This window comes from Psychrobacter sp. M17(2026), from assembly GCF_055699815.1.
The window spans coordinates 1556847-1582646 of sequence record NZ_CM146741.1 but is presented as its reverse complement, the minus strand read 5'-3'; the positions used below and the strand labels follow the sequence as shown (position 1 = coordinate 1582646).

Annotated in this window: 15 protein-coding genes; 11 read left to right on the top strand and 4 right to left on the bottom strand. The window is 42.5% G+C overall.

Going from position 1 to position 25800, the window contains the following annotated elements; all coding sequences use genetic code 11:
• The first annotated feature begins 14 nt into the window (after positions 1-14).
• The 3 genes from ACR63T_RS06710 to ACR63T_RS06700 all read left to right on the top strand — a co-directional run bounded on the left by ACR63T_RS06710 (position 15) and on the right by ACR63T_RS06700 (position 2996).
• Positions 15-1700, top strand: coding sequence for a nitrite/sulfite reductase (locus ACR63T_RS06710; protein WP_472785192.1), 1686 nt, complete (start codon positions 15-17; stop codon positions 1698-1700).
• Positions 1693-2283 carry a DUF934 domain-containing protein gene (locus ACR63T_RS06705; RefSeq protein WP_472785191.1) on the top strand — a complete coding sequence of 197 codons (591 nt, stop codon included), beginning with the start codon at positions 1693-1695 and terminating at the stop codon, positions 2281-2283. Before ACR63T_RS06710 ends, ACR63T_RS06705 begins: the two co-directional genes overlap by 8 nt.
• Before the next feature lie 74 nt (positions 2284-2357).
• Entirely contained in the window at positions 2358-2996 is a 639-nt protein-coding gene (locus ACR63T_RS06700) for a phosphoadenosine phosphosulfate reductase domain-containing protein (RefSeq protein ID WP_472785190.1), read from the top strand.
• Positions 2997-3073: 77 nt separating this feature from the next.
• Here ACR63T_RS06700 and ACR63T_RS06695 read toward each other — a convergent pair whose 3' ends face one another.
• Positions 3074-4312, bottom strand: coding sequence for a WG repeat-containing protein (locus ACR63T_RS06695; protein WP_472785189.1), 1239 nt, complete (start codon positions 4310-4312; stop codon positions 3074-3076).
• A 212-nt stretch (positions 4313-4524) separates the two neighbouring features.
• On the opposite strand from ACR63T_RS06695, the gene ACR63T_RS06690 reads away from it, so the two are divergent.
• The 4 genes from ACR63T_RS06690 to ACR63T_RS06675 all read left to right on the top strand — a co-directional run bounded on the left by ACR63T_RS06690 (position 4525) and on the right by ACR63T_RS06675 (position 13463).
• Complete coding sequence (locus ACR63T_RS06690; protein ID WP_472785188.1) at positions 4525-5817, top strand: iron-containing alcohol dehydrogenase; 1293 nt, start codon at positions 4525-4527, stop codon at positions 5815-5817.
• Positions 5818-6075: 258 nt separating this feature from the next.
• Entirely contained in the window at positions 6076-7776 is a 1701-nt protein-coding gene (gene cobA / locus ACR63T_RS06685) for a uroporphyrinogen-III C-methyltransferase (RefSeq protein WP_472785187.1), read from the top strand.
• Positions 7777-7886: 110 nt separating this feature from the next.
• Positions 7887-9452: an exonuclease SbcCD subunit D C-terminal domain-containing protein gene (locus ACR63T_RS06680; RefSeq protein ID WP_472785186.1), complete on the top strand. Its 1566-nt coding sequence runs from the start codon at positions 7887-7889 to the stop codon at positions 9450-9452.
• 81 nt (positions 9453-9533) lie between these two features.
• The gene (locus tag ACR63T_RS06675; RefSeq protein WP_472785185.1) at positions 9534-13463 is read left to right on the top strand and encodes an SbcC/MukB-like Walker B domain-containing protein; all 3930 of its coding nucleotides are present in this window, start codon (positions 9534-9536) and stop codon (positions 13461-13463) included.
• Between the two features lie 304 nt (positions 13464-13767).
• Here the strand turns inward: ACR63T_RS06675 and ACR63T_RS06670 are convergent, their stop codons facing one another.
• Positions 13768-18627, bottom strand: coding sequence for an NAD-glutamate dehydrogenase (locus tag ACR63T_RS06670; RefSeq protein WP_472785184.1), 4860 nt, complete (start codon positions 18625-18627; stop codon positions 13768-13770).
• A 469-nt stretch (positions 18628-19096) separates the two neighbouring features.
• On the opposite strand from ACR63T_RS06670, the gene purD reads away from it, so the two are divergent.
• Together purD and ACR63T_RS06660 are read left to right on the top strand one after the other, a co-directional pair.
• On the top strand, positions 19097-20455 hold the full coding sequence (purD, locus tag ACR63T_RS06665) for a phosphoribosylamine--glycine ligase (protein ID WP_472785250.1): 1359 nt from the start codon (positions 19097-19099) through the stop codon (positions 20453-20455).
• 238 nt (positions 20456-20693) lie between these two features.
• A complete protein-coding gene (locus ACR63T_RS06660; protein ID WP_472785183.1) occupies positions 20694-22085 on the top strand; it encodes an ABC1 kinase family protein in 1392 nt (463 codons plus the stop codon).
• A gap of 187 nt (positions 22086-22272) precedes the next feature.
• Here ACR63T_RS06660 and ACR63T_RS06655 read toward each other — a convergent pair whose 3' ends face one another.
• Positions 22273-22944 (bottom strand): DUF938 domain-containing protein, encoded by a 672-nt coding sequence (locus ACR63T_RS06655; protein WP_472785182.1) that lies wholly within the window; start codon positions 22942-22944, stop codon positions 22273-22275.
• Positions 22945-23225: 281 nt separating this feature from the next.
• Here ACR63T_RS06655 and ACR63T_RS06650 point away from each other — a divergent pair, with 281 nt between their 5' ends.
• Both ACR63T_RS06650 and ACR63T_RS06645 read left to right on the top strand, forming a co-directional pair.
• Positions 23226-23420, top strand: coding sequence for a DNA gyrase inhibitor YacG (locus tag ACR63T_RS06650; RefSeq protein WP_201573345.1), 195 nt, complete (start codon positions 23226-23228; stop codon positions 23418-23420).
• Positions 23421-23502: 82 nt separating this feature from the next.
• On the top strand, positions 23503-24684 hold the full coding sequence (locus ACR63T_RS06645; RefSeq protein WP_472785181.1) for an acetylornithine transaminase: 1182 nt from the start codon (positions 23503-23505) through the stop codon (positions 24682-24684).
• A gap of 115 nt (positions 24685-24799) precedes the next feature.
• On the opposite strand, the gene ACR63T_RS06640 is transcribed toward ACR63T_RS06645, so the two are convergent.
• Positions 24800-25699, bottom strand: a complete 900-nt coding sequence (locus tag ACR63T_RS06640; protein WP_472785180.1) for a LysR family transcriptional regulator — start codon at positions 25697-25699, stop codon at positions 24800-24802.
• Positions 25700-25800: the final 101 nt, after the last annotated feature.

Here is a 25800-nt window from a genome sequence, read left to right as displayed (position 1 = left end):
ATTGAGAGACCATCATGTATCAATATAATTATGCCGATCAAGCTTTGGTTGAGGAACGGGTCGCCCAATTTCGCGATCAGACCGAGCGCTTTTTAAAAGGTGAGCTTGCCGAAGAGCAGTTTTTGCCGCTGCGCTTGCAAAATGGCCTGTATATTCAGCGCTATGCGCCGATGCTACGTATTGCCATTCCTTATGGTCTACTTGCCAGCTATCAGTTGCGCAAACTCGCTGAAATTACCCGAAAATACGATAAAGGCTATGGTCACTTCACCACTCGTACTAACCTGCAGCTCAATTGGCCAAAATTGGAAGACGTGCCCGATATCTTGGCGGAGCTGGCTTCCGTGCAGATGCATGCCATTCAGACCTCGGGTAACTGTATTCGTAATACCACGACTGACCCTTATGCGGGCATTCACCAAAGCGAAATCGCTGATCCGCGTCCTTATTGTGAGATTATCCGCCAGTGGTCGACCTTTCATCCTGAGTTTGCTTTTTTACCGCGTAAATTTAAAATTGCGGTTATCGGTACGGAAAACGACCGCGCGGCAACACAAGTCCATGATATTGGCTTGCATATTAAGCAAAACGATGAGGGTGAATTAGGTTTTGAAGTGATAGTCGGTGGTGGGCTCGGTCGTACGCCTGTGATTGGCAAAACTATCAATGAGTTCTTACCTCGTCAGCATTTGCTCAGCTATTTAGATGCGATTTTACGCGTTTATAACTTGCATGGTCGCCGCGACAATAAATATAAAGCGCGTATCAAAATATTGGTTGAGAGCATGGGTGGACGTGAGTTTGCCAAGCTGGTCGATGCCGAATGGGAAGCGAACACTAAAGATGGCAAGCTAACTTTAACGGAAGATAACTTCACAACGGCCCTTAGCTTTTTTAGTGAGCCTGATTATCAAGACATTGATGCTTTGCAAGTACAGTCTGATTTGCAAAAGCAACTGGCCGCTGATAAAGATTTTGCCAATTGGTATAACCAAAATACCGTCGCTCATAAAATCGGTGGCTACCGCGCGGTGGTTATCTCTTTAAAAGCAGGTCTTGTCGATGGCAAATATGTACCCTCAGGTGATGTGACTGACTCGCAAATGGATGCATTGGCGGATCTGTCTGATCACTATAGCTTTGGTGAATTACGCGGTACTTATCAGCAGAATCTAGTCTTTGCCGATGTGCAAGTCAGTCATTTATACGAGCTATGGCAGCAATTGGTTGAGCTACATTTAGCGCGTCCTAATATCAATACTTTGACCGATATGATCGTCTGCCCTGGTTGGGATTATTGCTCACTGGCTAACGCCACGACTTATAATATCGCAGAGCAAATCGAAAAGCAGTTCGATGATTTAGATTATCTCTATGATTTGGGTGATATTCGCCTGAACATGTCAGGCTGTATCAATGCTTGTGCCCATCATCATACCGGTGATATTGGTATCCTAGGTGTCGATAAAAAAGGTGAAAACTGGTATCAGATTAGCCTCGGTGGTAACTCTAGTGATAATGCCAAAATCGGTAAAATATTAGGCCGATCGGTGGCAACCGAAGCCGTCGCTGACACCATTCAAAAGATCGTTGATGTTTATGTTGATCTGCGCGTCAGCACCGATAACGATGTTGAAAGCTTTGGTGCTATGGTTGATCGCGTTGGTATCGCACCCTTTAAGGAGAAGGTCTATGGGTAATCATCATATCTTAAATAGCATTGGCATTGATGTTAGCGCTAAAGACAATTGGCAGGCGCTAAGCACTGCTGAGTTGCCTGATGGTATTGCGCTATCTCATATTACTTTGCTTGAGCTATTACATAAGCAAGAAAAGCTTAATGTCATCGTACCACTAACTGATTTGTTAGATAGCAGTGGTAAGCTGGCAGGTGGACTGTCTCATGAGGTTTATGAGCTACTCACCCAGCATACTGGTCGGTTGGGAATTTGGCTGACCGCTGATACTGATGCTGATGCACTAGCTGGACTGAGCGAGTTCTTATTAGCGCAATCCTTGATTGTTATTCATGTGCCCCTATTCGCTGATGGACGCGACTTTAGCTTCGCCCAGACCCTGCGCCAACTTGGCTATAAAGGTGAAATTCGTATCGCAGGTAAATTTGGCCGTGATCAAATAGCCTATCTATTACGCGTTGGTGTCGATAGTTTTGTACTTTGTGAGCATGACCTAAAATCAGATATCAGCCAAGCCTTTACCGCGCTGGCTAGTAGCTATGATGGTCAAGATGCCTCAGCGTTGCCTATGTTTGCAGGAGCTTAGTTAAAAGATTAAGCATTCTAAATTTTCAAGTTAATGACTACCACTTTTATAATAAACTCAACTAAGGAAAAAACATGAGCCAGTTACACCCTACTTTAGATATCGATCAGGCCAATCAAGACTTGCAAGGTAAAACCCCTGAGCAAATCGTCGAATGGGCATTATCGCAAGCGAAAAATCCAATTATCACCACTAACTTCCGCCCGTACGAGTCTGCTATTTTGCATTTAGTGGCTAAACAGCGCCCAGACATCATCGTATTATGGGTAGACTCAGGTTATAACACGGATGCGACTTATAAATTTGCGAATAAAGTTATTGAAGATTTAAACTTAAACGTCATTACTTATATTCCTAAGCAAACCGCTGCTCACCGTGATGTCACCATGAATGGCATTCCTGGTGTTGATGACGCGCAACATGACGAATTTACTGATCAAGTTAAGCTTGAGCCGTTCCGCCGTGCGCTTGATGAGCTAAAGCCTGATGTATGGTTTAACGCCATTCGTAAAGATCAAACGGAGTTCCGTCAAGGTCTTGATTTTCTGAGTCTGTCAAAAGATGGCGTGCTAAAAGTCGCACCCTTGTTTGAAAAAACCGATAGCGATTTAGATGGGTATTTAGAGCAGCATAACTTGCCAAATGAGTTTGATTACTTTGATCCAACGAAAGTAGAAGAGCATCGTGAGTGTGGGTTGCATACGCAGTTGTAGTTTAGTGATTTGCAGCTATTGAAAAACGAAAAGCCCTTTCTTTTAATCAAGAGAGGGCTTTTTTATGTCTATAAAAACTACTTTATTCGCTTTCCTTGCCTATTAATATAGAACCACTCATTATCTTCTTGTACATAAGCGGTGCCATCACGAAACGAATCTGCAAGGGGAACTGAATCGTATTTAAAATCAATAGCTACCTTACCTAGAGCATCTATAAAGCCGAATTTACCGCTGTCATTATCATAGACTAAAGCCAAACCATTAACAAAAGGGAAAGCCATTCCGTAATCAAGATTTAATACAATTTTATTCTCTTTATTTATAAAATAAAAATTTCCATCACTTTTTTGTTTTGTAATTAGAAACGGATTGTCATCTCCTTCTTTATCTACTAATGATAATCCATTAGAAAAAGATTGTGCTTTATTATATTTGATAGGAATAACAACATTGTTCAACGCATCAATGAATCCGTAATAATCATCTTTTTTCACAAGAGCAAGTCCTTCAGAAAAATCAAATGCCTTATCATAAGTATAGGGAATTACCAGCTCATTTCTCTTGTTAATATAACCGTATTTGCTCCCCTTTTTTACGACAGAAAAGCCTTCAGAAAAACCTGACAAATCCTCGTATTGGAAAGGAATAACAATCTTACCCTCATTATCAATCATACCTTTATTGTTAGACTTAGAAACTACAGCTAAGCCATCTTTAAAAGCAGATAAATGAGGTTGAAATTCTGATTGAATATAGGCATCAAACTTAAGAGGAATAACTATTTTTCCATTGGCATTCACATACCCTGAATGACTTCCTTTGATTACCATAGCTAGCTTTTCATGAAATAAATCTACATTATCATAGTTAAATGGAACGACTACTTCATTGTTAAAGTTTATAACACCATACTGATCATTCTTTCTAGCTTTGATAAATTTATTATCATATATAGCAATATATTGATAATTTATAGGTATAACGATTTCATTGTCTTTATTTATAATACCGTCTTTGTAATCTTTAGTGACTATCGACATACCATCTTCAAAGGCAGAAACACTGTCATATTCGAAAGGAATAATAATTTGACCTGTTCTATTTATAGCTCCCCACATATTGTTTTTATCAAAATCATTTGCTAAACCTTCTGTAAAACGACAGCCAGCGTCAAACTCAATGCCCTCTGGCAACTCATAACCCACTTCTAATTGACATTCTGCTAGTGCTTGCCCACTTAACAGCAAACCACACGCCACTCCAAAAATAGCGCCTAACTTCTTTAATGTTTTAAAATAGCTGCTTAGTTTCATAGATACTGTCTTATGATTGCTAGTTTTAATTCAGACTAGAATTATGTCTTATTTCAAGCCATACCGCATTAGCTATTTGTTTAGAGCTTATAAATATATTTATAAGAACACATCAGTATGCATTAATATCAGCTTTACGAATGTATAAATGGCACAATAAGGAATAAGTAAAACTAATCGCTATTCATCGTTTAATTAACAAGGATGCCTCTATGCCAAGCCAAAGCCCTATCGCCAAAATCATGCATAATGACACTTTGCAGCATGCCAGCTATTTAGCCGTTGCTAAAACGCGAGCCAAAGTACTTAAAGTATTTTCAATGGTTATTCCTATGCCACGACCGCTACTGTTCGTCGGTGAGCAGTCCTGTCATGAGCTGTGCGACATGATGATTAATGAAGGCGCGAGCCGTGTATTTATCGTAACCGATGAAGTGCTCAATAAATTGGGCATACCTGCCAAAGTCACCGACTATCTAACAGCGAACAGTATTGACTATCATATCTATGATGGTATCACCCCTGATCCAACTTTTACGGTAGTAGTAGAAGGGTTGCGCCAGTCTAAAGACGCTAACTGTGATGCGGTACTGGCTATCGGTGGCGGCTCGGTGATTGATGCCGCGAAGATGATCGCTATGAGTCAAGGTAACAACACCACTCCGCAAAAACTGATTGGACTGTTCAAAGCTCGCAAGCTAGGCACACCGCTATACTGTATTCCAACGACGGCTGGTACTGGTTCAGAGGCGACTATTGGCGCAGTAGTATCAAATGATAAAACCCATCAAAAAGAGATCGCTATTGATCCAAAAATGGTCTCATTAGCTGCGGCTATCGACCCTACTATTATGCAAGGCATGCCGCCTCATATCACCGCAGATACGGGTATCGATGTGTTGACTCATGCCCTTGAGGCTTGGATGAGTGTTAACGCTGGCGCGGAGACTGACTACTATGCCGCCTCTGCCACTAAAGGCGTCATGGAGAATTTACCGACCGCGTTTAAGGATGGTAAAGATATCAAAGCCCGTGAGCAAATGGGTATCGCAGCGCACTATGGCGGCATTGCTTTTAATAAAGCAGGTTTAGGCTACGTTCATGCTATCGCCCATCAATTAGGCGCTTATTATCATATTCCTCACGGTCGTGCCAACGCTATCGTCTTGCCTTATGTGTTAGATTTGAATCGTAAATCTAGTGAAAAAAGACTGGCTAAATTAGCTAAAAAGATTGGTCTGGTAGAAAAAGGTCAAGTCAATAATAGCGATGGCGAAATAGCCGATCATCTCATCGCTAAGGTACGTGAGCTACTCACTACGGTCAATATTGATCCTACCGTTAAAGGTATGCAAGAGAGTGATTTTGATGCTATCGCCAAAGCGGCTGCCAAAGAAGTTAGCGATACTTATGCCGTGCCAACTTATATGCCAGCGTCAGGTATTAAAGAGATCTTAACTAAGATTAAGGCTGCTAGTGACGAAAAAGCAGCTAGTGCAGCTTAAGTTTATCTAGATTTTTTACAATAATTTTGAGTTAAAAAATAAAAAGAGTATATTGCCACTCGCGTAATATGCTCTTTTTTACGCATCCTATTCAATAATAGGAGATACTTACTTTAAAATTTACCTATTCTCTTTTTATTCAAAAACCATCTTTGTTATCTCAAAAGCGACTATGCTAATGCCAATTCATTAGGTGAGCCTATGCTTATGATGTTCCATAATAGCGCCATAAATTAAATTGATTAGATTACAAATACTATGAATACTTTTCCCTTATTTTTTAAATTAGAAGGCCGCAAAGTGCTTATCGTTGGTGGCGGCGATGTGGCATTACGCAAAGCCGATTTGCTCAGCCGTGCTGGCGCGAGTATTACTGTCGTGGCGCCACATATTTGCGATGAGCTGCAAGCTTTATTGCAAGATGACAAGCATCAGCTTATCCATGAGCAATATAATAAAAAGTATATGGCAGGCGCGCGCATTATCATTGCTGGCACTGATGATGAGGCGCTTAATCATCAAGTGCATGCTGATGCTACTGAATTAAATATTCCTGTGAATGTGGTTGATACTCCGCCGCTATGTGACTTTATTTTCCCTGCTATCGTTGATCGCAATCCTATCGTTATTGGTATCTCATCCAACGGCAAAGCGCCAGTGCTGGCTCGGCTTTTACGAGCAAGATTAGAGACCTTGATTCCGCAAGGCTATGGCAAGTTAGCTAAGCTAGCGGGTGACTTTCGTGCAGAGGTAAAGACTAAAATACCAACCCTTACAGGACGTCGGCAGTTTTGGGAGCGCGCTTTTGAAGGTCAAGTCAGTGAGCTGATGTTTGCTGGGAATGAGAGTCAAGCGGCGGCGCAATTACAAGCGGATTTAGATAGCACCGCAGCTCAAATTGCTAATAACAGCGCTCATGAAAATGCCAATAAAGACGCACCAACTCACCAGCATTCTGCTACGCAAAAAACGCACACCGATTCACTGACTGCGCCTGTGCTTAGCAATGAGTCAGCCGCTAGTGATAGTAAGACAGTAGCTCAGTCTACTCCGCCAGTCGGTGAAGTCTATATCGTTGGTGCAGGCCCTGGTGATCCTGAGCTATTAACTTTTAAAGCGTTACGCCTGATGCAGCAAGCCGATATCGTGTTTTATGATGCGCTTGTCTCTCCGCAAGTGCTAGATTTGTGTCGCCGTGACGCGGACAAAGTATTCGTCGGTAAAAAACGCAGCAATCATGCGGTTGCGCAATTAGGCATCAATGAGTTATTGGTTAATGAGGCTAAAAAAGGTCGCCGTGTTGTCCGTTTAAAAGGTGGCGATCCGTTTATATTTGGACGTGGTGGTGAAGAGGTCGAGAGCCTGCGCGCCCATAATATTCCTTATCAAGTGGTGCCTGGTATTACCGCTGCCAATGCGGCGGCCAGTTATGCAGGCATTCCTTTGACCCACCGTGATCATTCGCAATCGGTACGCTTTGTCACTGGTTTTTTAAAGGCAGGCGCACCGAATAATAACTTTGGCAGCTTTTTAAATACCGATGAGACCGTCGTATTTTATATGGGTTTACATTCGCTGGCACGTCTGACCGAAGGTTTGATCGAAGCAGGACGTAATAGTGATACCCCAATCGCTATCGTATCCAACGCCAGTATGCCCAATCAGCAAGTATTAACAGGGACACTTGCGACCATCAATGAGTTGCAAGAGCAAAACCAACTGCCGACCCCTGCGCTATTAATTATGGGTGATGTGGTCGCGCTGCATGATGATTTAGCTTGGTATAATCTGCATAGTCATCATGAAAAAGCTGATAATTGGCTACGCGGTGGTACGGCTTCAACACCAAAAGATCAACTGACTGAGAACCCATCTAGCCAGCAAGCCCATGCGCTATCAATGATTACTAACTTAGCTGAACAACAGAGCGATAGTTTAGAGCAGTTGGTTATTGGTTAGCGTTATACAAATAATAGCTATAAAAAATCCACGCTAATGAATGTTAGCGTGGTTTTTTTATGCTTTATGCTAAACTGAAGCCTTTAAACTAATTATAAATTTATATCGCTATGTCTGCACCTTCAACCAAATATTCGACTGTATCTGCACTCACTGATAGCAAGTCTTTAACCATTCTGCACACCTCAGATTGGCACTTAGGGCGCAGGCTGTATGGGCGACTGCGTTATGAAGAATTTGAAGCATTTTTAAACTGGCTACAAGAGACTATTAGCTCGCGCCAAGTCGATGTCTTGATTGTCGCAGGCGATATATTTGATACCATGACGCCAAGTAATCGCGCTCAGGCGTTGTACTATGAGTTTTTAGGCAAAGTTTCCACTCTTTGCTGTCAGCATATCGTCATTGTCGCGGGCAATCATGACTCACCTACCTTTTTAGATGCGCCCAGCCAAATACTCAAATTTTTAAATGTCCATGTCATCGGCACCGCTTGTGACGACTTAAATGATGAAGTACTGGTACTAAATGATAACAATGGCGAGCCGCTTTGCGTTATTGCTGCTGTGCCCTACCTGCGCGACCGCGATGTGCGCGGTAGTAGCGCTGGCGAGTCAGCGGCTAGTAAAGACGCTAACGTTATAGCAGGTATTCGCAGCCATTATGATAGCGTCGCTCAAATTGCGAAAGATAATCAACGACAGCTAAGTAAAGTTCATAAACGCCATATCCCTATAATCGCGACAGGTCATTTATTTGCCGCTGGTAGTAAAACTACCGAAGATGATGGTGTACGTGAGCTGTATGTCGGTAATTTAGGTAAAATCTCTGCTGAGATGTTTGATGAATGCTTTGATTATGTGGCGCTTGGTCATTTGCACGTACCGCAATGTGTCGGAGGCTGTGAGCATATCCGCTATTCAGGCTCGCCTATCGCCATGGGTTTTGGCGAGGCTCGTCAACAAAAGCAAGTCTTGCTTATTCAGTTTGGCTATGTGTTAAATAATTTTAATAATGAAAGTTTAGTCACAAACGTAGTTGATGAAGTTATAGAAAAAGTAATTGAACCTACCGAAAAAACCGTTAAAAAAGCCATTAATAAAAGCAATGCATTAATGGATGATTTATTTGGCTTTGATGAAGTCGAGGATTCTGACGATCATATCGAAGAACTTCATAATAAATCATTAGTTAATACTGTAAAAGAGAATGCCGACTTGCCTAATTCTGCGTCTGACCACAAAGTACTGCATCATGACAACTTAAAAAACATGAAAGTACTATCTTTGCCTATACCTTGTTTTCAAAAATTAGCGCAAGTAACAGGCGATCTGCAAACTATCGCAGCGACTGTTCAAGCTATGGATAACAGTGAGTCTACTTGGCTAGAGGTTGTGTATAACGGTGATGAAATCGTCAGCAATCTAAAGGATAAAGTTAATGAAATCGTAGAAGGCTCAGCTTTTGAGGTATTAATTACCAAAAATGCCAATTCATATAATAAAGTGCTGAAGCAACAACAAAGCACAGAGACACTACAAGATTTAAATGAGTTGGAAGTGTTTGAGCGTTGTTTGACAGTCAACAATATACCTGACGAACAAAAATTAAGTTTGCGTAATGCCTATAAGCAGATAGTACATAATATCCATCATGATGATAGTCGGGCTGAGTAACGTCAACTATTTAATAGCAGCATCAGCTAAACGTATTAAAATTCTACTTCGTTAAAAATAAAAAACTATAAAGATTATCCTATGCGCCTAATCGAACTACGACTAAAAAACCTCAATTCTCTTAAGGGTGAATGGCATATTGACTTCACTGACCCTGCATTTATCAATGAAGGTATCTTTGCGATTACAGGTCAAACGGGCGCTGGCAAGACCACTATTTTGGATGCCATCTGCTTAGCTTTATATGGCGAGACGCCGCGTATTGCTAGCATTAGCAAAAGCAGTAATGAGGTCATGACCCGCCAAACTGCCGAGTGTTTTGCCGAAGTAGTGATTGATTTAAACGGTAGACAATACCGCTGCCGTTGGGGTCAGCGCCGCGCTTATGGTAAGTCTGATGGCAACTTGCAAGATGCCACTCATGAGATTGCCAAGTTAAATAGTGATCCCTCAAAAGAAGCTGAAATTTTAGAGAGTAAGTTATCGCGCACCCGAGATAAAATCATTGAGCTGACACGGATGGACTTTCAGCAGTTCACCCGCTCGATACTACTGGCTCAAGGCAGTTTTTCAGCGTTTTTAAAAGCCAAATCTGACGAGCGTGCCGATATCTTAGAGAAGATAACCGGTACCGATATTTATGCGACTATCTCCGAGCACGTCCATGAGAAAAAACGCTCTGAGGAAGAGACACTCAGCAAACTACAATTCGGTCTCGATGGATTAACGTTATTAGATAGCGAGCAAGAAGCTGAGCTTAAGCAAACCTTAAAAATCCAGCAGACGGCGCAGAGCGAGCAGCAACAAGCGCTTAACCAGTTGTATGAGCAAATAAGTTGGCTGGATGCCGTGAGCGAGTTGCAGCAAAAGCTTACGATTTATGATAATGAGCTAATAGCCGCTAAGCAGTCACAGCAAAACTTTATTCCAGATGCAGCACGCCTTTCAGCCGCGAATAAAGCACTAGAGTTAGATAGTCAATACAGTCAACTCACTTATCATCGAGATACGGTTAAAAGCCTGACCGATGAACAGCAAGCACTGAGTGATAATATACTGACCCAACAAGCAGACTTCGAACAAGCCGCTATCAAACTGGATACAGCTAATAAGCTTAGCGAGCACTCTAATAACGCGCTACAAGTTACCTTACCTATTTTAGCTCAAGTACGCGCCTTAGAAGCTGATATAAATCAACAAACCCATAGCCTAACTGATAACACTCTACGTAAGGATAATCTCGCTACTAACATCGGGCGACTAACGCAAGAGATTAATAGCCATCACGTATTACAGACCACCAGTAAAGAGCAGCTGGTAAGTATTGATACTTTTTTGAATATGCACCATGAGCTTAATGATCTTGATACCGATATCGCGACTTTTAATAATAATTGCAGTCGTCTAAAGGCATTACTACAAGACAATACGAGCTTAGCAACTGACAGAATGAGCGCTAGGCAACAAGCCAATCAATTACAAGCGGCGCTTGAGAAGTTCAATGAGCAGCAAGCTGCTGATAAAGCAGCCATGAGTGACACGCGCACTCAATTAGAGATGCTACAGCAGCAGCGAGCACAATTAATCGCCGACAAGCCGTTGAGTCAGATGCGAGTAGAACAAGAGCAAATTGATCAGATCAACACTACTATCGAGCACGTGAGCTCTAAAGTGCAGCGAGTTGCTGAACTTGATCAAGAACGCCGTCAAATAGAAAAAGCGTTACCTATAATTAGTAAAGAATTGGTTGAGAGTAGCCTTTTAATTACGGAAAACGAGACGTTAATAGCAGAGACCAAAGCTAAACGGCAAGACAAGCAACAGCATCTATATTTACTACAAAAAGTCGCAAAGCTTGAGGACTATATTGTTGAGCTACAAGACAATCACCCCTGCCCGCTTTGCGGTGCGACCGAGCATCCTTATGGTCAGTATCATCCTATTTTAGAGCAAAGCAAAGATGAGCAATCTATTACCTCTCAAACTCAGCAGCAGATCAAAGGATTAGATCAGCAACTTGATGCGTTGCAGCAGACTTTATCAACGCAGCAGGTTGAGCGTGCCACTAAGCAAAACCGTATTGACCAGCAACAGCAGCAATTGGCAGCGATACAGGCTCAAACAAAAACCGTAACGGCTGAGATACAAAACATCGTAGCGTCTTTGATTGACCTATCAATGTCTGATAATAAGCAGAATACTTATACTTATACTTATACTATTAGCGCTATTATCGAACCTTTAAAAAATAGCATTGCTAACGCTAAAGACGCTGACTTTATTAATAATATCCAGTCTGTCTTAAGCACTATTCGAGAGCAATTGACTCAGAAAAAACAGCAGCTGAAATCGATAGTATCTCAATATGAGGCACTGACTGAGTCGCAAGCTATTGTTAGCAACGCCATCGAAAACGCGGAGCAGCAACGCTTTACTCAGGCCAGTGCCATTAGTGAGATTGAAACCAGCATCAAGCTCAACCAACAACAGCTGGCAAGTTTTGAGAAAACGATCAGTAATAATTTTTCTGAGTTGCAAACGCTTGGTGCTGGCCTGCATGCATCAGTAGATAAATATCCCGCTACTAACTATACAAATTATATTGATGAGGTATTAGATATCTCTGAGCAATTACAGGCTTTAAAGAACAGCATTGATACGCAGAGTATATTTAGTGACGTAAGGATTGAGCAACATCTGCACTCTTTGCGTCAGCAGCGCGGGTTTTTGTTGCAGTTAAAGACAGTGTTCCATGAGAAAAAAGATCAGCAGCAAACCTTAAAAACTATGCTAGGTAATCTACATGCTCAGATTGAAACCAAACAAGCCCAACTGAATAATGAAAAAAATGAGCGGCTTAAGCTTAGTCAGATAGTCAGTGATAAAGAAATTGCACTGAAGCAATCACAGCAACAGCGCGATGAGAAGTTGAAGAATATCGAAAACAAAAATCCTGATGTCGAGGAGGAGCGCCTACGTGACTTGTTAGAGCAGGCAAAAAATGAGCAGACAACTGCGCAACGCTCGCACGATAATACTGCGCAACGACTCGCCCAATTACAAGACAGCCAGCAAAAGCTTGCAGTGCAAATACAATCTGCTACTACGACCCTACATGCTCAACAAAGCGACTTTACCTCAGCGCTGGCAAGCTCGCAATTTGCTACCGAGCACAGTTTTGTAGCAGCACGCCTGCCACTAGATGAGCGTAATTCTTTAAATGTACAGCAACAGCACATCGATAACGCTCTACAACAAGCGAGCGCTGCACTACAGCAGACCCAGCAAATATTAGCAGAAAAACAAGCCAACCCTTTGACGGCTGATAATAGAGAAATGCTTATTGATAAACAGCAACTGGTTCAGGTAGATAATAATCGCCTGCTTGAGACTATAGGTGCAATGAGTCAACAGCTTAAAGACAATAGTGAGAAGAAGAATAGTCAGCAAGAAAAACGAGAGGCTATCGATGTGCAAAAAGAAAAGCTGCAAGTTTGGCGACAACTTAATGAATTGATTGGTTCCGCTAGCGGTAAAAAGTATCGCACCTTCGCGCAGGGTTTAACCTTCGATATTATGGTCAGTCATGCCAATGCAAAATTGCATAAAATGAGCGATCGCTACCTACTAATACGCGATGATAACAATGCGTTGGAGCTCAACGTTATCGATAACTATCAAGGTGGCGAGATTCGCAGTACTAAGAACTTATCGGGCGGTGAAGGTTTTATCATTAGTCTAGCGCTAGCATTAGGACTGTCACAGATGGCCAGTCATAATATTCGCGTCGATTCATTGTTTTTAGATGAAGGTTTTGGTACTTTAGATGAAGAGTCGCTTGATATTGCCCTTGATACCCTGACCAGCTTGCAACAAGAAGGTAAATTGATTGGTGTTATCTCTCACGTAGCGGCTTTAAAAGAGCGCATTTTAACGCAAATTCAGGTTACCAAACTTTCAGGTGGCTTTAGTCATATTAGTGGTCAAGGTTGCCAGAAAATTGCTAGTTAACAGTACAATACAGGTATTAGTGCTATGGTCACAAAAGTATGGTTAAAAGATGGTGAGATGACTGGTTTTATAAAAGCACTGATAGCCTTTTTCTATAGCAATATTTTACCTATTGCGGTATTTTGTTTAGCCGTAATAGCCTCGATGCTTATTGCCAGCTCCGTATAGGACACTACTAATTTCACAGACTGTTTATTTGATAGTTATTGTGTTTGCATTTACAAAAGCCAACAACCAACGTAAAAAACCACCCTTAAATTCTTAAGAGTGGTTTTTTGTATTATGACTTTCAATTTCCAATTAACTATTTGCTAGCAATGCCACTCAGCTCACTCATCAATACTGATAAAGTCGACAGACTGATGATGCTATCATTATTACTGTCTAGTTTTTTCATCTCACCTGTGACTGACTGTAGATGAGCGCTATGACGAGACTTCCAGTCGCTAAAGGCCTGTTTGGCATCTGGCTGTGATAGTATCGCATCCATCAATAAGCGTAGGCTACGCGATAGCTCATTGACCAAGGCATGACGAGCGCGGCGATCCCAATAGTCTTGCTGCGGCAATGTGGCGATATTCTCCATCATCCAATCTAACTGCAAGACCTGATACGCCTCAAAGTATAACGAGGCAATATCATCGACAGAGCGCTCATACTGTTCAGCAAGCAGTGCAGCATCAAGGGCATCGACACGATAAGGTAGAATAGCAAAGAACATAGCATCACTATCTGACAGACCATCGGTATTCAACGCTGCGGTATCTTCTTGTAGATAATCAGCAAACTGCTGCTCGATAAAGCCGCCGCCTTTGGTCAATTGCTCGACACTACCAGAGAAGCGCTCGATCATATCGGCAACTTGCAGATCTTGCCCAAAGGCATTAATGAACCAAACCACACCACGCTCGAGTGAGTCACGTAGACTCAGCTCTAGCTTTAGCAACACTTTAGCATCAACTTTATTGTCTAGAGACTCAAGCAGATTCCATACTTTGGACACTTGAAACACTTCACGGGTGATGGCATAAGCACGGATGATAGTCGCAAGCGACTGATCAGTTTCTTCATAAAGACGGAACAGCGCTTCGATACCTAAGCGGTTGACTACGCTATTGGTCAAGTAAGTACTAATAATCTCACGATGCAAGCGATGTTCTGTCATCTCATCAAAGAAGCGTGACGCCAACTCCTCTGGGAAGTATTTACGTAGCTCGTTAATGAAATATGGCGCATCAGGCAGGTCAGATAATAGCAGGTTATCATAGACCCACATTTTGCCATAAGCCATGACCACTGCTAGCTCAGGATTGGTCAAGCCAGTATCTGCTTTTTGGCGACGAGCAATCTCATCATCCGAGGGCAAATACTCAATGGCACGATCTAAGCGCTGCTCAGATTCTAGCTGTTGAATAAAGCGCTGATGATCACTTAAGTTTGCGGCAGCACGGATATGACTTAGCTCGATTGCTTGCGGTTGTAGATAGTTTTGACGCAATACTAACTGCGCAACCGTATCGGTCATACTCTCAAGCAACTCATTACGCTGCTTGAGAGTCATGTCGCCTTGCTCGACCACTTTACCCAGTAAAATCTTGATATTGACTTCATGATCCGAGCAGTTGACGCCACCTGAATTATCGATAGCATCAGTATAAATACGTCCTCCTGTCTGTGCGTATTCAATACGCCCTTGTTGAGTAAACCCTAAGTTACCGCCCTCACCGATAATGGCAGTACGCAACTCATGACCGTCGACACGCACCGCATCATTAGCACGGTCACCGACATCAGCATGAGTCTCATTACTGCTCTTCACATAAGTACCAATACCACCATTCCACAACAGATCGACTGGCGCGCGCAATAGTGCACTAATAAAGTCATTAGGCGCTAGGCTATCGGCACTGATATCGAAAAGCGCTTTCATCTCACTACTGATAGCAACGGTCTTATCGGTGCGGGAGAATACACCGCCGCCTTGACTGATCAGAGATTGCTCATAATCACTCCAGCTTGAGCGTGGGATATTGAACAGGCGCTCACGCTCAATATATGACGCTTCAGGGTCCGGGTTTGGATCAATGAATATATGCATGTGGTTAAAGGCAGCGACCAGCTTGGTATGTCGTGATTGCAGCATACCGTTGCCGAATACATCACCACTCATATCACCGATGCCGACGACGGTGAAGTCATCGCGCCCTTGAATATCCATTCCACGCATACGGAAATGACGCTTGACCGACTCCCAGCCACCACGAGCAGTAATACCCATAGCTTTATGGTCATACCCTACTGAGCCACCAGAGGCAAAGGCATCATCGAGCCAAAAGTTATATTCAGTAGAGATAGCGTTAGCGATATCAGAGAAGCTTGCTGTGCCTTTATCAGCGGCGACAACTAAATACGGATCATCTTCATCATGACGGACGGTATTGGCTGGCGGGACGATATTCCCATCAACGATATTATCTGTCACATCGAGCATGCCGCGTAAGAATGTCTGATAACAAGCGATCCCTTCTGCCTGAAACACATCACGCCCATCCGCCATGCTTTTGGTCTTAACAATAAAGCCACCTTTAGAGCCTACTGGCACAATGACGGCGTTTTTGACCATTTGTGCTTTCACCAGACCGAGCACCTCAGTACGGAAGTCCTCCATTCGATCTGACCAGCGCAGGCCACCACGTGCCGCTTTTCCGCCACGCATATGTACCGCTTCAACGCGAGGAGAGTACACAAATATCTCAAACATTGGCTTTGGCTTAGGTAAGTTTGGAATTTTTGCAGCTAAGAATTTAAAAGAAAGTCTATCTTTACGCTCATTGTTCTCATCGCGCTGATAAAAGTTAGTACGCACCATAGCGTTGATCAAATCTAGATACCAACGTAGGATACGATCTTCATCTAGGCTATCAACCTTGACCAATGCCGTAGTAATGTGTTCTTGCAGCTCTACTGTTTTTGCTAAGCGCGTTGCTTCATCATGCTGAGGATTCATGCGTGCGTGAAAAAGCTCAACTAATGAGATACTAATTGCACTGTTTTTGACGACCGCTTGGGTGATATAAGCACTAGAAAAAGGGGCACGGGCTTGTAACATATAACGTGACAATGCTCGTAGTACGACCACATCAAAAGTATCCAGCTTAGTGATTAACACCAGCTCGTTAAAGGCATCGCTCTCCACGCGTCCTGCCCAAATCTGCTTGAGACTATCTTCAAATTGACCTCGAACCACTTGCATATCGACTTTATCGACATGCTCTAAGGTGAGCTCATATTCCTGCATCCAAATAGTCTGCTCGGGTAAGTCAAACTCGTAAGTCTGAGCTGAGAATACCGCCACACCAAAGTTCTCAAGTACAGGTAATATTTTGGATAAGATAATAGGTTGCTGGCGACCGTATAGCTTGAGATGTAACTGATTACCCGCATCTCCTGTTGACTGATACAAGTGCCAAATCATTGGTTGACTATCTGATAGTCGAGATAAGCGCTTGATGTCTTCTACCGCAGTACGACCATCAAAACGCTCTTGATAGGCGGCAGGAATATAACCTAGAAACCGCTGATTAAGAGCGTTTGCTTGCTGTTCACCGACATTATCCAGCAGCATCTCTTCATAGTGATCGCTCCATGACTGCATCAGCGCTGACAACTCAGCCTCAAGCTCACTAGTATTGACATCATTGACTTGACCTGGCGTGGTACGAACATGCACATGAACGCGGGCATGTTCAGACTCATCAAACTCAGTGGTAAAGCCAGATGAAGCCCCACCATAAGCTTCTTTGAGCATGTGCTGTACTTTGATACGCAGCTCGGTGTTGAACTTGTCACGTGGAATATAGACCAAGCAAGACACAAAGCGCTGATAGTGATCGATACGGCTAAATAAGCGTAAGCTTTTTTTATCTTGTAGTTGAGTTATGCCTGAAACAATAGGAAATAGCTCTTCTACATTGCCTTGGAACAAATCATCGCGTGGTAATGAGTTGATGACATGCATCATCTTGTAGTGTGCATGTCCATCACGAGGTAGCTTCGCCATAGCCATGATCTGATTGGCTTTCTCACGTAATAATGGGATGTGCTGTACGCTCAACTGGTAGGCTTGCGAGGTCAATAGTCCAATAAAACGGTACTCACCTACTAATTTGCCATTATCGTCGAACTTATGAATACCCAAAAAGTCCATATAGACGGGGCGATGTATCGGCGATACACGGCTTGACTTAGACAGCATTAGCACTCTAGGCTCAGTCAATAGTCGCTTCAACTCTTTAGGGAGTTTGCTGAAGCTTTCTGATATAGCGTCTTGTTTATCACTGCGCAATAATCCAAGACCACTTTTAGCAACAGTGAATAAATCTAAATCAGCACTGCTATCTTTGGCATCATTTTTTGACGATTCATTAACCTCAATATAACGACCCCCTTCTGTGCGATACTCGCGGTATCCCAAGAAAATAAAATGATCGTTCAATATCCACTCCAAAAAATCTTGAATTTCTTGATGCGGATAAAAGGATTCAGGTAGTGGTTTTTTTGCAATCTCTTGCTTTATATCCACTAGACGTTCGCGCATCTGTTTCCAGTCGCCAACCACGATATCAAGGGTGTCTACTTTGTCGAACAATATCTTTTGTAGTTCAGCGAGCTTGTCATTATTTTGGTAAGCGATCTCACAATGAATCAATGATAAATGATTAGTAGCACTTTCCTCAGCATTTTCAACGTGCGTGATAGTACCGTCATCATCACGTTGCACATTGACAATGGTGTTGTAAGTTCGATGGACGTCGACCCCATGCTCTTCAAGACCCATAAGTAAGGTATCTACCAAAAATGGTCGATCATAGGCCACCATCTGAATGATAGTATGCGAGCTGTGAAAGTGTTGCTCTTCAGCCGATGGATTGATAATTGCGAGCTGTGGCTGCTTGCCGTTATAGGCCTTGAGCAAAGTGAAATGATGCAGAACCATACCCGCAAGATCGGCATCACTCGTAGCATCAGCGGTATCACGATGCAGCTGTTGGTAATAGGTGCGCACAAAGTGATCGAGTAGCGATTTATCCTTTTGCACATAACTGGTGGCAATGTCGCTTATTTGTTCGATGCGTTCTGTTGTAATATTGAGAGAGTTAAGCATGGATTAAATCCTTTTAATAAGTTTGATTTTTGAATTGACTGTTATTTTAACTTTTGATCATATTATTGGCAGTATCTTTATCAAGCATCTATTAGTGATGACAAGTAAATTTTACGTATTGATCTTTTTTTAACCTTGACCTTATACATTCCTTATTATTGAACAGCGTAATTATTTAACATCTTATTAGTATCGTTCTACAACGAATATATCAAAGTGTAACGCATCCACAAGCATAGCTAAAGCACAAAACATGGCTAAAGCACAAAACACGATTTTATCAATGTAATCGCTAGTGTTTTTTTGCTAGAATGCAGCTGGACAATGTATGGTGAAGTCTCTAACCAATTTATGCTCAGTAATGAGCATGAGCATACAGATGATGATTCGTCACCCTTGGTACTATTTAACTTACGATACGACTTTTTCGCTCACAATACGACTTTAGACATAAAAGGCACGGCATATGATAAATATTTTGGTATTAGGTGCAGGTGGACGCGAACACGCTTTGGCATGGCAGTGTGCCAAAGATAGCAAGGTACAACAAGTCTATGTCGCGCCTGGTAATGCAGGCACTGCTCTTGAACCAAAATGCAAAAACGTAGTCCTAAAAACGACTAGTGAAACGGCTGGCGAGCATAGCGCCGTTATTGATTTTTGTCAAAATAATAATATTGATATGGTGATTGTTGGGCCAGAAGCGCCATTAGTCACTGGTATAGTCGATGCTTGTCGTGATGCAGGAATAAAAGCTTGGGGTCCAACAGCTTATTGCGCGCAATTGGAGGGTTCTAAGACTTTTGCTAAAGAGTTTATGGCGACCAATAATATCCCAACCGCCGCTTATGAGGGCTTTACGGATGCTGCTTTAGCTAAGAATTATATTGATGAGCAAGGCGCGCCTATTGTGATAAAAGCGGATGGCCTCGCTGCTGGCAAGGGTGTCATCGTCGCCGAAACGATAGAACAAGCACATGCTGCTATAGACGATATGCTGGCTAGCAACAAGTTCGGTGAGGCTGGTAGCCGGGTGGTCATTGAGCAGTTCTTATCGGGTGAAGAAGCCAGCTTTATCTGTATGATTGATGGCGATAATATTTTGCCAATGGCGACCAGCCAAGATCATAAACGTGCTTTTGAAGGTGATATGGGACCGAATACAGGCGGTATGGGAGCTTATTCGCCAGCGCCAGTCGTTACCGACATAGTTTATGAAAAAACTATGACGCAAGTGATTCAGCCTGTGGTTGATGCCATGAAATCAGCGGGTCATCCTTATACTGGATTTTTATATGCAGGCCTTATGATTGATGAGTCTGGTAACCCTTCGGTCATTGAATTCAATTGCCGTTTAGGTGATCCTGAGACCCAGCCTATTCTTATGCGGTTGCAGTCTTCAATGGTGGATTTAGTGGCTCAAGGGCTGGCGGGAAATTTGCCTAGTCAAGCGGATTGGGATGATCGAGTTGCCCTTGGTATCGTAGTCGCTTCAAAAGGCTATCCTGAGAGCTCATCAAAAGGTGATGTAATATCAGGATTGCCAGCACTGACAACAGATATAAATACAGCAGTAAAAGTATTTCATGCCGGTACAACTTTTGCTAAGTCTAACGATAGTGATAGCGCTGATGACTATACCAATAATACAAATAGTGAAAAAGAAGTGGTTACCGATGGCGGGCGCGTGTTATGTGTCACTGCCCTTGCTAACACGATATCAAATGCGCAGCAAGCGGCGCTGATGGTCACAGGTGCTATTAGCTTTGAAGGTGCTCATTATCGCCGTGATATTGGCCATCATGCTATCAGTCGCGAAATGCTCTGATCATTTATTGATAATAATATCGGACCTTTATAGTTTAAAAGTGCTGTCTTAGCAATCGGACAGCGTTTTTATTTATTAAGAACTACCAGGATTACTTTAATGTGTGCTCAGCAGACGTTATCTGCTACCAATCAATAGCGTTTAGTATGATACAATTTTGTATATTGGTGGCAACACTCACTTGTATTATGAGGCTTGAACCCACAAATCATAACTACTCTGGCAAACACCTATACTTATGGCAAATGATACGACTAGACCTAATAACAAGCAATCCATCGATAATCTGAAAACCTCAGGTTTTGAGCGTCGTATGTCGATTGCAAAAACTTCTTTAAACATCGGTCGACGCTGGGCAGGTAACAGCGTGTCTGGTATGTTCTTGGATAAAAAAGCTCGCTCTGCGCGCAACCAAGTCTTTATGGAGGCTCAAGCAAATTATGTCGCCGAAGAGCTCGGTAAACTTAAGGGCTCAGTAGTCAAGATCGGTCAGATGCTAGCGATGTATGGCGAGCATGTACTGCCTCCTGAGATTACTCGTGCTCTGCAAACGCTCAACGATGATACCGCTACCCTTGCTTGGCCAAAAATCGAGCAAACGTTGCGTCGTACTTTGGGTGACAAGTTAGATGAGCTTGAAGTTAATCCTGTTCCTATTGGTACGGCCTCCCTAGCCCAAGTTCATCGCGCTACTATTATAGCTACTGGTGAAGATGTGGTATTAAAGATCCAATACCCAGGTGTGGCTGATGCTATTGATTCAGATCTAGCTCTTTTCAAGCGTCTCTTAAAGGTGAGCAATGCGGTACCGCAAACGCGCGCGCTAGATACTTGGTTTGAAGAGATTCGCGACTTGTTGCATGTCGAGGTTGACTATACTATTGAGGCGGCGACCACTGAGCGTTTTTATCAGCGTCTGCAAGATGATTCCCGTTATGTCGTGCCAAAGATTAACCGCAACTACTCTAGCAAATATCTGTTATGTATGAGCTATGAGTCAGGTGTATCGATCACCTCAGAATCTTTGCAGGTATTGTCTCATGAGCGCCGTAATGCAATTGGTCAAGCGGCCATTGAAATCATGATGCAAGAGATTTTTGTATGGGGCGAGATGCAAACTGATCCAAACTTTGGTAACTATCTCATTCGCATTGCTGACACTAAGGATCAGCAAGATAAACTAGTGCTGCTAGACTTTGGCGCTATTCGTCAGTTTGATAATCATCTGTTAACGATAGCGCATGGCCTACTTCGTGCAGGCTATCACCATGATCATGAAGCTATGAAACAGGCTATGACAGGCTATGATTTCTTTTATAGCATGAGCGAAAAGGTTAACTCAGATATTGCTGCTTTATTTTTATTAGCCACTGAGCCTTTTAGTGATCCTGCTACTAACCCTGATATCCCTGCTAATTGCTTGGATGAGAATCAGCGTTATGTTTGGGCTAATAGTAAACTGCATTCACGTATTTCAGCGACGGCTCAACGCGCCATGCAATCATTTGAGTTTAATTTACCACCAAAAGAGTTTATGTTCATCAGTCGTAAGTTCATAGGCGCTTATACCTTTTTAACAGTGCTAGATGCTCATACCAATTCAGATAAATTAGTAAAACCTTTTCTGTAAGTTCTATTTTATTTTTGATCGAATAAGCCATAAAATTTGACCGTCCTTTAGTGGCGGTCTTTAATTTTATTATTTTTTTTACTTAGGCTATTTTATGTTTCTAGATTAAGTACTAAACTTTAATAATCCTGTATTGCACACTGAGTGTTGTAGCTTCTCTATGAGCTAGTCATCACGTTTACTTAGGCTATTTCTTATGTGCTGTTACCCAATTATCAAATCTAGTCCTATAGCCTTTAGGCTTAGTCATCGTTAGCTGCCAGCAGGTTTCGTTACGTGCTAAGTACTTGACTTCAAAGTGAGTACGTTGACTATCAGCAGGGACTTTTTCACATAGTGTGGGTAGACACCATATAGACTTAGCTTGCTGCTGAGCATTATCCATATAGCTTTCGATATTAGTTGCTAATATCACCTCCCCGCCATCGCTCAAGCGCGATAATAAAAATTCAAAAAAGGGCATGTTTAACCACTGCTGATTGGGGTTATGCTGTTCAGGATTAGGATATAGAATATAAATACAGGCAATGCTCTTAGGCTTTATAGCATGAACGATCCAAGCGATAGCATCGGCATGGACTGGGGTTAGGTTAGTCAGATTATGCTCTGTGGCAAGCTTAGCAAACGCCTCAAACTTGTTACGAGTACGCTCAATAGCTATTAGCTGCTTGTTTGGGTTTTGACTGGCAAATAGCAAAGCATGTTTGCCCTTCCCTGCACCAATCTCTAAAACTAAAGGTTGCTTAATTTTTTTGGTACTCGCTAAAGCTTCAGGGATAGTGAAATCGCGCGGTGGTGATAACTTATCTGCCTGAAAGGCTCTTGACTGTTTATGCGACATTTTTTGCTGATCGAGCATTTATACCTCTTCATTTTACTTACATAGTATTAGTTATAGTAATTTACTTAGGCTATTTATCACTATTAATAATTTGGTTGATGTCTTAAACAAGCTACCTTAACGCCGGCTTTGCTAAGATGGTTGATAGCCGCGTTCAGACTATAAGTTAGCAGGCTACATCTTCTTAGTTACTGTTTTAAATTCAGCTATATTTGTCTTTTTATAAGCGCATGCTATTATAACCATTCTGCTTCATTGATGACACTTTCTATCACTATTACGAGTACATCTTCAGCCTTATGACAACATCATCAAAAACCGAAACGCTACCCAAAACTTACCCTTGCCCGCGTTGCGGCACTAAAACACCATGGCAAGATAATAAATCAAAGCCATTTTGTAGTGAGCGCTGTAAGCTTATGGATTTAGGGGCTTGGGCAAGTGAAGAGTATACTTTACCCGCAGAGTCGACGCCATTCTCCGATGAGCTATAGCTTAGTGATCTTTACTTAGTTACTTAGCGCTTGCTCTAAACTCTTTTTATTATCTAATACTTTACTATTATAGGATACTTGTATGTCAGCGACTTATCTGATGCCCACTTATAACCGTCAGCCGATCAGCTTTACCCGAGGCGCTGGCAGCTGGCTCTATACTCAGAACGACACTCCTTATTTAGATGCGCTTACAGGTATTGCGGTTTGTGGTTTAGGACATTGTCATCCTCAAGTCACTGAGGCTATTCAGGAGCAGGCAGCAACCCTTATTCACACTAGCAATCTATTCGGTATCGATTGGCAAGAGCGCGCGGGTGAGTCCCTATGCAAGGCGGCACAGATGGACAGTGTATTCTTTGCTAATAGTGGCGCTGAGGCTAATGAAGCGGCGCTCAAAATGGCACGGTTATATGCGTACAACCGAGGCTTTAAGCGTCCAAAAGTCATCGTCATGGAGCAATCATTTCATGGTCGCACCTTACTATCACTGTCAGCTACGGCCAATCCAAAAGCTCGTGAAGGATTTTTTACTTTAGATGACGATTTTATTCGCGTACCCTTTGGTGATATGGTGGCGATTGAGCAAGCCGCTATAGATCATAGTGATATTTGCGCTATCTTTGTAGAGCCTATCCAAGGTGAAGGTGGTCTTAATACCGCAGTCAATGGTTTCGCCTATTTAGAAGATCTACAAGCCGCTTGTGATAAACACAATTGGCTATTTATGATAGACGAGGTGCAGACAGGTAATGGTCGTACTGGTAAATACTTTGCTTATCAGCATAGTAATGCGCGTCCTGATGTATTAACGACTGCAAAAGGCTTGGGCAATGGCTTTCCTGTTGGCGCATGTATGGTGCGAGGCCGAGCCAATGGTCTGTTCGGTGCAGGCAGTCATGGCTCTACTTATGGTGGTACTCCTCTTGCCAGCCGTGTGGTTCATAGCGTCTACGATGTGCTAAAAAATACCGATATTATGGACAATTCAGTAGTTGAAGGTCAGTTTATCCGTGATAGCCTTACCGATGAATTAAAACAACAGGGTGTGAGTAGTCGCGGTGCTGGCACTATGATTGGTATCGTGCTGCCTGAAACTATGGACTGTAGTCAACTGGTAGATCTAGCTCGTGATGAGCAACAGCTGATTATCAACGTCACTGGTGGCCATGTCATACGCCTATTGCCACCACTAAATATTAATCGTAACGAAAGCGAACAAGTGGTTGATCGTCTGCTTAGGCTATTACGCCCCTTACTATAAATTGTAAGCTAAATTATAAGCTAGGTTTTATTTAATTTATTATTGGTGCAAAAAAGCCTGTAGACAATACTGTATCTACAGGCTTTTTATATTTAAACTCTTTGCTATCTAAATATTAACTGGCATGGAAGTATTTTTTTAGTACTTCTAAGCAACGGGTAATCTTGGCAGGCTGCTGTTCGCGATTGAGCGTAACCGCATAAAGTACAAAGCTTGGTAACTTATAACCTGTCAAAACCTCAACCAGCTCGCCACTGTCGAGCTCTTTTTTGATATCCATCTCCATCATTCGCACTAAGCCATGACCTTCTTTGGCTAAAGTCGTGGCCATAAAGACGTTATTGGTGTGGATACGCGAATTCATTTTTATTCGAGATTTTTTACCCGTTTCAGCCTGCGTTAAATCAACCTGATTGGTATCTTTCATGATATCAATACAGATCAGCTGATGCTCATTTAGATCTTTTGTGCTCTCAATCTTACCGTGATGACGCAAATACTGCGGCGAGGCAACCAATAGCTGACGTACGGTAGTCAGCGGATGACTGCTCAAGGTGGAATCATTAATGCTAGGACTCATACGAACCGCAATATCAATACGCTCATCAATCATGTCAATATAATGATTATCCGCCAAATAGGTGATGCTGAGATCGTCGTGAGCGGCCATCCAAGTTGATAAAGCTGGCAAAATATGATTGACACCAAGCTCAGGCGTCGTAGCAATACGCAAGCTACCTGCTAGCTCATCACGTAGCTGATTGACTTTTATTCGCCCTTGTTCAGCAGCACTGACGACATCCTTGGCCGCTTCATAAAAACTCTCACCCGCCTCTGTTAAGCTCAGCTTACGAGTTGATCGGTGTAGTAATACCACTCCGAGCTCGTTTTCTAATGAGCGAATTTGCTGGCTGACGGCACTGGTCGTAATACCAAGCTCACGAGCTGAGCCACTAAAAGAGCCGTGTCCGACTACGCTTGCGAACACGGCCATACCGCGTAAATTATCTATCATATTTCCATCCAACCTGACTTTTAATTTTTAATATAACTTAACCATTATATCTGAATTTTATTCTGTATATCTGTCTTAAATATATCTATAACGCACAATTA